At 76.6% G+C, this 9,915-nt stretch carries 5 protein-coding genes; all 5 read right to left on the reverse strand.

Annotation, left to right across the window (positions count from 1 at the left end; translation table 11 throughout):
- Positions 1–169 precede the first annotated feature (169 nt).
- On the reverse strand, positions 170–3,172 hold the full coding sequence (gene fxsT, locus ABT084_RS37195; protein WP_351054074.1) for an FxSxx-COOH system tetratricopeptide repeat protein: 3,003 nt from the start codon (positions 3,170–3,172) through the stop codon (positions 170–172).
- 74 nt (positions 3,173–3,246) lie between these two features.
- Positions 3,247–4,557 (reverse strand): HEXXH motif domain-containing protein, encoded by a 1,311-nt coding sequence (locus tag ABT084_RS37200; RefSeq protein ID WP_351054077.1) that lies wholly within the window; start codon positions 4,555–4,557, stop codon positions 3,247–3,249.
- On the reverse strand, positions 4,554–5,909 hold the full coding sequence (locus ABT084_RS37205) for an FxsB family cyclophane-forming radical SAM/SPASM peptide maturase (RefSeq protein WP_351054080.1): 1,356 nt from the start codon (positions 5,907–5,909) through the stop codon (positions 4,554–4,556). Before ABT084_RS37205 ends, ABT084_RS37200 begins: the two co-directional genes overlap by 4 nt.
- 184 nt (positions 5,910–6,093) lie before the next feature.
- Positions 6,094–6,261: an FxSxx-COOH cyclophane-containing RiPP peptide gene (gene fxsA / locus ABT084_RS37210; RefSeq protein WP_351054083.1), complete on the reverse strand. Its 168-nt coding sequence runs from the start codon at positions 6,259–6,261 to the stop codon at positions 6,094–6,096.
- 123 nt (positions 6,262–6,384) lie between these two features.
- Positions 6,385–9,915: SAV_2336 N-terminal domain-related protein (locus ABT084_RS37215; RefSeq protein ID WP_351054086.1), on the reverse strand; the 3,531-nt coding region annotated here is incomplete at its 5' end.

Consider the following 9,915-nt stretch of genomic DNA (forward strand, 5'->3'; position numbering starts at 1 on the left):
GCGGCGTCGGCCGCATGATCCAGATGGCTCGATCCAACCTGCGCAACGTGCCGCGACCTTGAGCGGGAGGGGCCCCGCGCCTCAAACGCCGGCGAGGCTGGGTCGGCCCGGCCAGGGCCGAGACGGCTCGGCTGGGATTGCCCGGCGAGGCTGGGTCTGCCCGGCAGGGTTACGGTTGGGGTTCGAAGTCCCAGTACGGGCGGACTCGTTGGCGGGCCGAGACCGTGTGGACGTGCTGCGTGCCCAGGGTCCGGGTCAGGGCCTTGAGCGCGTCGTCCTCGTTCTTGCGGGACTCGTCCATGTGCTGGAGCGCCCGCAGATCCGCGGCCAGCGCGATCTGGGCACTCAGTGACATCGGGTGGTCGGGACCCAGCACCTGCTCCGCCATCCGCAGCGTGTCCCGGCTCAACTGCACCGCATCGTCGAGCTGCCCCGTGATGTTCCGGCACCCCGCCGCGTTCAGCGCGCTGCCCAGCGCCCAGGGATGCCGCTCCCCGAGCGCGTTCCGCATCCCGACCAGCGCCTGCTCGCACAGGCTCAGGGCCTCCTCGCGCTCCCCCTGCGCCCGCAGCACCAGGCCGAGGTTGCCGACCGTACCGATGCTGTACGGATGGGCCAGCCCCAGCTGGGACTGGTAGCCCCGGACCACCGCCTCGGAGATCCGCCGCGCCTCCTCGACGTCCCCGTACTCCCGCAGGTAGGTCGCGTAGTCGGAGGCGACCATCAGCGTCCAGGGGTAGTCGGCGCCGAAGGCCCGGGTGGCGCGTTCCCACACGGTCCGCAGCCGGGTGCCCGCGCCGGGGATGTCCCCCGACCGGCGCAGGCACAGCCCGAGGTTGTGCTCGGCGCGCAGGGTCTGGGGGTGGTTGACGCCCAGGATCTGGTTGTTGAGCTTGACGCCCTGCTCCTGGCGGGTCTGCGCCTCCCGGTAGCGCCCCATCAGCCGCAGGCCCATGGCGCAGGCGATGCCGGAGGAGAGGGTGGAGATGTGGTGGGGGCGCAGCACCCGCTCGCGGCGGCGCAGGGTCTCCAGGTCGAGGTCGTACGCCTCTTGGTAGCGGCCCAGCAGCCGGTAGGTGGCCGCGAGGTTGTTCTGCGCGTTGAGGGTGGTGGAGTCGTCCTCGCCGAGGAGTTCGCGGTAGGTGGCGAGGCAGTGTTCGAAGAGCGCGCGGGCCGGTTCGAACTTGGCGATGCACAGCAGGACCCCGCCGTACGCGCTGGTGGCCCGCAGGGTCTCCAGGTCGCGTTCGCCGCGCTCGGCCACGAGCCGGTCCGCGACGGCCTTGGTGAGGGCCTCGGCGCGCCGGAACAGGCCGAGGTTGCGCAGCGCTCCGCCGTACTGGTAGCTCAGCTCGCGCACCCGGTCGTGGTCCTCGCCGAGCATGGACCGCCAGGCCGCGTCGGTCTGTTCGCACAGCCGCAGGCAGGTGCGGTACTCCCCGGCCAGGATCAGATAGCGCAGGCAGCTCAGCAGGAAGGCCTGGATGCGCGGGTTGGTGCTGGTGAGCACTCCGGCGGTCTCGAGGTGCGGGATGAGCTCGGCGTACCTCGGCCAGAGCCGGGAGTCGGAGGGCCGCCCGGGGTCGGCCGCGGCGAGGACCTGGCGCACGGCGCGGGAGAGCGGTTCGGCCTCGTCCTCGGAGAGGTTCTCGCGGACGATGCCGTGGACCATCCGGTGCAGCTGGACGGTCTCCAGGCCGCCGCCGCCCTCTTCGACGGGCAGGTCGGAGTACTCCAGGCGGACGACGGAGAACTGCACGAGCTTGTTGAGGGCCGCGTTCCAGCGGATCTGGTCGTTGATGAGCCCGGCGAGCTGCTCGGGTACGTCGTCCGCGGGGAACTCGCCGAGCAGCCGCAGCGGGACCGGGCCGGGCGCGAAGAAGACGAAGAGGCGCAGCAGGGCCAGGGCGTCGGGGAAGTTCTCCCGGACGTTGTTGAGCAGTATCGCGAGCGCGGTCGGGAAGGGCAGCGGGTAGTCGTCGGAGACGGCGACGGCTTCCCGTGAGTCGAGCCTGCGCCGCAGCAGCGCGAGGTAATCGCCCACGCTCAGAGGGGAGTCGGCGAGCCAGCCCGCGGTCTGGTCGAGGGCGAGCGGGTAGTCCTCCAGGGCCTCGGCGAGCTGGTCGGCCTCGTCGCCGGTCAGGCGCCGGGCCCGGCGGCGGATGAAGGTGATGGACTCGGGGCGGGCGTAGAGCGGGACTTCGACCAGGCTGGTGTGCCGGTTGCCCCATTCGCGGTTGCGGGAGGTGATGATGACGTCGCCCGCGCCGCCGGGCAGCAGGTCGGTCAGGTCGTCGGGGTTGTCGCAGCCGTCGAAGATCATCAGCCAGCGGCTGAACGGGGAGCCGCGGCGCAGCGCTTCGAGGACGGCGCGGATCTGCTCGCCGTAACTGCCCGCGCCGAGCGGCAGGCCGAGGGCGGGCGCGAGGTCGGCGAGCCGCTCGCGCAGGGTGGGCCGGTCCTCGGCGGGCACCCACCACACGACGTCGTACTCGGAGGCGAAGCGGTAGGCGTACTCGGTGGCGACCTGGGTCTTGCCGACGCCGGAGAGGCCGAGCAGGGTGACGGTCGCGGCGCCGGGCGGGGCCTCGGTGAGGGCGGCGCGGAGCTTGCCGATGACGTCGTTGCGGCCGGTGAAGCGGGGGTTGCGGCGCGGGACGCGGCCCCAGATCTCGGGCGGGTCGTTGGGGAAGCGCGGGCCGCGGCGGCCGGTCTCGGTGCCGATCCGCTCGGTGGGCAGCTCCAGCCTGCGCAGCACCCGGTATTCGGCCTCGTAGGCGTCCAGGCCCCACAGATCGGTCTTCTCCAGCGCGGCGACGGCGCTGGGCAGCGGGGCGTCGGTCAAGCAGACGGCGGCGAACCGGTCGGGGTGGTCGGCGGTGACGGTGCGCAGGGCCGCGTTCCACTCCTCGTCGGTGTGGGTGCCCGCGGAGAAGTACCGCTCGCTGAGGACGACCAGGACCCGGCCGCCGCCGCGGGCGAGGTCGTCGAGGGCCTCGGTCAGCCCGGGGCTGTTCTGCGGGTCCCAGCGCTGGAGGGCGACGCGGTGGCCGTGTTCCTCCAGCCGGTGGGCGATCCACACGGCCCAGGGGCGGTTGAATCCCGCGAAGCTGATGACGAAGCGCTGCGGCTGCGCGGCTGTGTCGCGGTCGTGCCGACTACCGGTGGTCATGCGGCCGTCTCCCTGGAATCCGGGCGGTGGACGGGGTTGAAAAGGTACCGCAGGTGACGGGTCCTCAGCCCGTGTCAGGACGCGGTGAATGCGGCGAGTTCGGGGTGTTCCCCGCACCAGGCGCGGCGCTCGTGGTCGACGGTCCGGCGGGCGGTGGCGTACTGGTCGCCGGGGGGCGGCAGGTCGTCCATGGCCCGTTCGGCGGTGGCCATTCCGGCGGTGAACTCCCGCCCGGTGACGGTGAGTTCGCGGGCCGCCTGGAGCACGGGCAGGACGGCGGCCACCTGGGCCCGGCACCGGGCGTGCCGCGCCCAGGCGCCGCGGGCGCCGTAGAGGGCGGCGCGCTGCCAGTAGCCCGCCAGGGCCAGGTGGGCGTACGCGCCGTGCAGGAGTCCCTCCAGCGGGCGGGGGTCGCCGCGCCAGGGGGCCCAGTAGCAGGGGGTGCGGTCGGCGGTGTGCAGGGTGAGGACGTCGGCGAGGGCGGTCAGCTTCCCGTGCTGGACCTCGTGGACGAGGGTGGCGGCGAGCGCGGGCGGGGTCTGGCCGCGGACCAGGACGGATCCGGCGGCGGCGGGCAGGGTGGCGCCGGTGGAGCGGGCGCCGCCGGCCAGCGGGACCAGGGTGCGCAGGAGTTCGCCCACCTCCCCGGCCCGGGTGGAGTCGTAGCGCTCCAGGAGGGTGAGGGCGCCCGTCCACTGGATGTCCCAGCGCTTGTGCCCCTTGGGGGTGAGCCGGCGGGCGGGGCGTACGGACGCCGGGTGGCCCAGCGCCCGGTACGGGTCCAGGTCGTCCAGCGCGGTCCGGCCGCCGGGGAGGCTGTGCAGGGCCAGCACGGCGGGGTCCGCGGGGTCCCAGGAGCGTTCGGTGAGGGCGACGGGACCGGGGCGGGCGGGACGCAGCAGGCCGAGGGTGGGCAGCACCAGCCGGCCGTGCAGCGGACGCAGGGTGATCTTGAAGGTGACTCCGGCGCGCAGGGCCGCGGCGGCGGCGAGGGCCCCGAGGTGCGCGAGGTCGGGGGCGGGGCCGTGGGGCTCGTGCAGCCGGCGCAGGGTCTCCTCGGCCCACGCCCCGGTCGCCGGGTAGTGCAGTACGTCGCGCACCGCGCCGGGGGCGTGCCGCTCGGCCTCCTCCAGCAGGGCCCAGTGCTGGCCGGTCTCCCCGTCGGCTCCGCCGGGGGCTGCGTCGAGGACCCCGCGCAGCAGCACCAGGCGCTTGGAGCGGCGGATGTCGCGGACGAGCCGGGTGCCTTCGGCGCCGGGTTCGGTCGAGGAGAAGGCGCGCAGCAGGTGGGAGGTGACGGCGAAGCCGGGGAGCGGGGTGGGGGCGGGCCCCGCGCGGGGCCGGGGGACGGGGGCGGGCGTGGTGCCCGGGGCGGGCCGGGTCACGAGGCGGCCCGCTCGGGGCCGCGCGCGGGGGTGGCCGCGGCGGAGCCCAGGGCGGCACCGGGGGCGGCGCCTACGGCCGTGGCGGCGCCGGTGGCCCCGGTGGCCGCGCCGGCGCGCGGGGCCGTGGTGGCGGCCCGGTGCAGGGCCGCCGCGATGTGCCGGATGAGCACCTGGAGGTCCTCGCAGTACACGGAGGGGTGCCGGAAGCCCTGGCCGGGCCGGTAGCGGTGCGGGTAGTGGCCACCGCCGCACACCTCGACGAGTTCGCAGGAGCGGCAGCCCGCGGTGAGCGCGGCCCGGCCGAGCTGACGGGCGGCCAGCCCGGGGTGGTCGAGGAGGTCGTCGAAGCTGTGGGTGTCCAGGGTCATCCCGGTGGCGGCGGCGCCCTCGTAGGCGGATTTGAGGGAGTCGGCCTGCTCGATGCTGCCGTCGGTCTCGATGACGGCGGTGGTGACCGGGGCCAGGCCCAGGGACTCGTTCGCGGCGGGCAGGCCGAGGAGCAGCGCGATGATCTCCTCGAAGAGCCGGATCCGGGTCCTCCGCACCCCGTCGTGCCACCAGCGTTCGAAGACGGCGGTGAGCCAGTCGGCGTACGGGGTGGCGCCGGGGGCCGCGCCGGGCGGCGGGTCGGCCCAGTTGGCCAGGGGCAGCAGCAGCCCGATGGTGGGCGGCGCGAAGGCCAGCAGCGATTCGTACGTCTCCACCGGCTCCTGGGCCGCGTCCACCACGCACAGCACCCCGGCGTAGCTCTCCGGGTGGCGGGCCAGCAGGCGCAGCCCGCGCGCGGCGGCGGCGAAGCCGGGGCGCCCGGCGTGGTCCACGCGCCGGGCGTTGTGCGCCGGGAGCCCCCCGTCGAGGCTGACGCCGACCCGGATCCCGGCGGCGGCCAGGACCTTCAGCCTGCCCCGGGTGAGCAGGGTGGCGTTGGTCTGCACCGTGGCGGTGACCCGGGTGCGCGGGGAGCGGTGGGCGAGGGCCGCCCGTACCGCCTCGACGGGCGCGGCGAGGTCGGCGGGCGGGGTCAGCAGCGGCTCACCGCCGTGCAGGACGAGGTCGACCCGGGGCAGGGCGTGGGCGGCGGCGTGTTCGGCGATCCGGTCGGCGGCGCGGGCGGTGGTGGCGGGGGTCATCACGACGGGCTGGGCGCGCCAGCCCTGGTCGGCCATCGCGTAGACGTAGCAGTAGGTGCAGGCGAGGTTGCAGCGGCTGCGGGTCTTGAGGACGAACTGCCGTAAGGGGTAGGGGCGGTGGCCCGCGGCGCGGAGCGCGGGGACGTCGAGCCGGGTGTAGGGCCAGGGCGCGTGGACGCGGTGCGCGGGCAGCACGGCGTCGCGCGTGGTCGTCTGCCTCATTCGACTGTTCCTCCCGCTGCGGACGGTCCATCCCTGCCCGGTGGATGTGTGCGGCTAACGGCGGAAAGTGGTCAACTCGGGGGTGATTCCTGCTGGTTCGGGCCGGGTGGCCGACCGGGTGGTGGGGCCCGCGGCCGGGCCGGGCCGTCGGCCCCGGCGAGCCGCCCCGCCCCGCCCGGCCGGATCAGTCGACCCCGGAGTCGAAGGCGTTCAGTATCTCCGCCGGGTGGGTGACGCGCTCCACCATGCCCTCGACCACATCGGCCAGCACCGGATGGTCGATGCCCCGCAGCGCGGCCAGATCGAGCCCGGAGAGGTCCGGCAGCTGCGCCGGACACCGCCGTGCGACCACTTCCTGATGCTTTGTCACCATCGGTGTCTCGTCCCCCTGTTGCGTCGTCTGTTCGATGGGTTCACTGCCCCTTCCCGGCGACCGAGGCGGGGAAACTGTCACGGGAGGGCGCCCCGAGGCACGTCAGAGGGCCGCCTCCAGCGCGCGCACCCGCGCGCGCACCGCCGCGCGCCGGTCGTCGGGGCCGGTCCCGTGGGCGGCCGCGGAGCCGCTCCCGGGTTCCCCGAGGCGCTGCCACAGCTCCAGGGCCGCCCGGTAGGCGTCCAGCGCGGCCCGCGGCCGGGCGAGCCGCTCCAGCACCTCGCCGCGCAGCTCCTGGACCCGCGCGGCCAGCTGGAGGGCGGCGTCCTCGCGGTCGGTCCGGTCGCCCTCCATCGCGGCCCGCCAGGCACGCCGATAGGAGTCGGCCGCGCGGTCGAGGCGGTCGGCGGCCCGGGTGTGGGTGTGGATCTCCTGCTGTACGTCGCCGTGCTCGCGCCAGGCCTGCGCCTGCTCCAGGGGGCCGCGGGCATGCCGGACCACCAGTTCGAGCAGGTACTCGGCCTCGCGCAGGTCGACCAGGTCGCCCTCGTAGGAGTGGCGCAGCCGCAGGCCCGCGGCGAGCCGCCGCAGCCGGTGCGGGGCGCGGGGGTCGTTCTGCGGCACGGCCGCGCGGCTGTCGCGCAGCACCCGTACCGCCGTCGAGACGAACCGCTGCCCGTCGGCCGTGCGGGCCCGCTCCAGCAGTACGTCGCCCCACTCGGGCAGCAGTTCCCCGTACGCCTCGCCGTCGCGCGGGATCAGCCGCCGGGCCCGGGCATAGGCGTCGGCCGCCGCGTCGAGGTCCCCGGGCTCCCCGTCCCGCGCGTACCGGGCGCGGTGCACCCGGGCCAGGCACACCAGCGCCGCCAGCCGCAGCTCCGGTTCTCCGGCCGCCTCGCCCAGCGCCACCGCCAGCACCCCGGGCGCCTCGTCGAGCCGCTCGGGCACGTACCGCAGCGCGCGGGCCAGCTCCACCCGGACCCACCCGCGCTCCGCCCCGCCGCCGGCGCTCCCGGAGTCGCTCCCGGCGGCGGAGCCGACTCCCGCCCCGGCGGCCCGGTCATCGGGCCACTCCCCGGCCGGGGCGGGGGTCGCGCCGTGGACGGGCGGCCCGACCGGCGCCGGATCCGGCGCACCCGGGCCGCCGGCTCCCCGCCGGGGGGCGGGACCCGGGTCCGGGTCCGGGGTCCCGGAATCCGCACCCGTCCCGGAATCCACACCCCTCCCGGAATCCGCGCCCGAGCCGGGGGTCCGCTCTGCGGCCGGGGCCCCGCCCCGGCCCGGGTTCCGCCGCCCCGAGCCCGCACCCGGCCCGGCGTCGGGCCCGGGCCCCGCCTGCGTGCGCAGGAGGGCGGCCAGGGCCGCCGTCAGCCGGTGGGCGGCGCGGGTGGCGAGCAGGGTGCGCTCCGACGGGTCGCTCTCGCGTTCCGCGAGGGCCAGCAGGACGCGCCCCAGGGCCAGTTGCAGGCCGCCGTCGGGCTTGCCGCCCTGTTCCCGCTCCGCGCGGTCGAAGACCTCCAGGGCCACCAGGGCCTCCCGCAGCGCCGCCGGGTCGTCGTGCAGTTCGCACAGCCGCATCAAGGTCCGGGCCCGCCGGACCGCGCAGTCCAGGCGCAGCTCGCGTTCCAGCTCGGGCACGGCTCCGACGGCCTCGAACTCCCGCTCGGCGGCGGCCAGCAGCTCCGCCACCTCCGGCCCGGATCCCGCCACGGCCCGTTCGTAGAGCACCCGGCCCAGCAGCGCGCGGGCCCGGACCATGCCGGGCAGCGCGCTCACCGCGCGCGCCGTGCGCTCGGCCTCCGTGAGGAGTTCGAGGTCGCGTTGCACCTCCCAGAGCCGCAGCAGCGCCCCGGCCAGCTCGAACTCGGCCTCGCCCGGCGGGTCCGCGGGACCGGGCGCCACCGTCACGGCCCGCCGCAGCACGGCGACGGCCTCGTACAGCGCGCGCTGGCCGCCGTCCCGGTCACGGTCGAAGGCCGCGAGCCGCATCCGGGCGGTCCGCACGGCCCAGGCCCGGGCGGGCGCGGTGGCCGCGCCGCCCGGAGGCGGGTCCTCGGCCCCGGGCGCCGCGTCCGGCGGCCCGGGCAGGTAGCGCCGTACGACCTTGGCCGAGACCTGCGCGAAGGCCTGCGGCAGCCGCGGGACGGGCAGCCGCCCCGGCTCGTCCGCGGCCCCCGCGTCCGCCTCCGGCTCCCCCGCCACCGGGGCGTCGGCCACCGGAACCCCGGTGAGCTGGGAGACCGCCAGCGCCGGGAAGTTGCGCACGCCCCGCCCGAAGTGGGCCCGTACGTACTCCGAGCAGTGCTTGAGCACCAGCGCGGCCTCGTCCCGCCCCAGCGGCCCGAGCAGCACGTCCTGTACGCCCGGCGTGAATGCGTACCACTGGCCCGGCGCCGGCCCGCTGCGCCGCAGCAGCCCGCTGAGCAGCACCTCCGCGAGGTCGGAGGGCTCCGAGTCGGGCAGCATCGTGCGCTGCACCAGCCGCATCACGGGCAGCGTGAGCGGGGTCGCCGACAGGTAGACGGCCAGCTGCACGGCGCGCGGCGAGGCCGAGGATCGGAAGCGGCGGACCAGTTCGCGCGGCGGCCGCACGGCCCGCGGCAGCGGCACCGGCGCGGCCGGATGGTCGGCGAGCACGCGCCCGACCTCGGCCGGTACGGACCCGCTGCCCAGCCCCGCCACCAGCCGCGCCCACGCCCCGAGCGCGGCCGCGCTGGGCGGCAGCACCGGCACGGTGAGCCCGCCGACCGGCCGCCCGGGCCGCGGCGGCCGGTCGGAGCGGAACTCCAGGTGCGGCGCGCCGCCCTCGCCGCGCGCCAGCGTGCCCCGCTCGGTCGGCAGCCAGCTGCGGCTCCACAGCCGCTGCGGCAGCGGCTGGACGACCACGCAGGGGGAGCACTGGGCCCACCGGTGCAGCAGCCGCTGCGCCTCGCCCTCGCGCCACAGCGGCCCGGCGCAGTCGGAGACCACCATGGTCAGCCCGCGCCCGGTGGGGTCGCGCAGCAGCTCCGCGGACCGCATCCGCGCTTCCGGTTCCGCTTCCGCTCCGGTCCCGACCGCGGGGCGGCCGTCCGCGAGCCGGTGCAGGTAGTGCACCTGGACGTCCCGGAAAGCGCCCAGCCGCTCGCACACCGCGCGCAGCTCGTCGAACATGTCCCGCCACACGGCCATCGACGGGGAGGCGTCCAGGACCAGCCGCATCGTGCTCTCGCGCCGGGTCTCGGCCCGCATCACCGGGATGGCCAGGCCCAGCGCCCGCGCGCTGGCCTCGGCGGTCGCGGGCTCGTCCAGCACGGCGCGGGCCCGGGGCGCGGGCGGCCGGCGGCGCTGGAGCGCGCGCAGGGCCCGCTGGATGTCGAGGATGCGCGGCAGCGCGGCCGCCGACGGCACCCGGACGGGCACCGCGTTCGCCTCCACCGGTTCCGGTTCCGCTCCGCCGTCCGCCGCACCGTACGGGCCCGGTCGCCCGGGGACGTACAGGTCGACGGGGTCCTCCTCGGGCGCCGCCGGGCGCACCGGTTCCGGGTCCGGCGGCGCGCCGTGGCGGAAGGGGCCGCCCGCAAGGACCGCGAGCACCGCCAGGACACCCCTGACGTACGAGCGCCACGAACGAGAGACACGCATCGAGACCGA

It is taken from the genome of Streptomyces sp. NPDC002138 (genome assembly GCF_040296485.1).
GTDB lineage: Bacteria > Actinomycetota > Actinomycetes > Streptomycetales > Streptomycetaceae > Streptomyces.

Excerpts from the sequence above, each read along its gene's own strand:
- fxsT (WP_351054074.1), bottom strand. The coding sequence starts at position 3,172 with ATGACCACCGGTAGTCGGCACGACCGCGACACAGCCGCGCAGCCGCAG.
- ABT084_RS37205 (WP_351054080.1), bottom strand. The coding sequence starts at position 5,909 with ATGAGGCAGACGACCACGCGCGACGCCGTGCTGCCCGCGCACCGCGTC.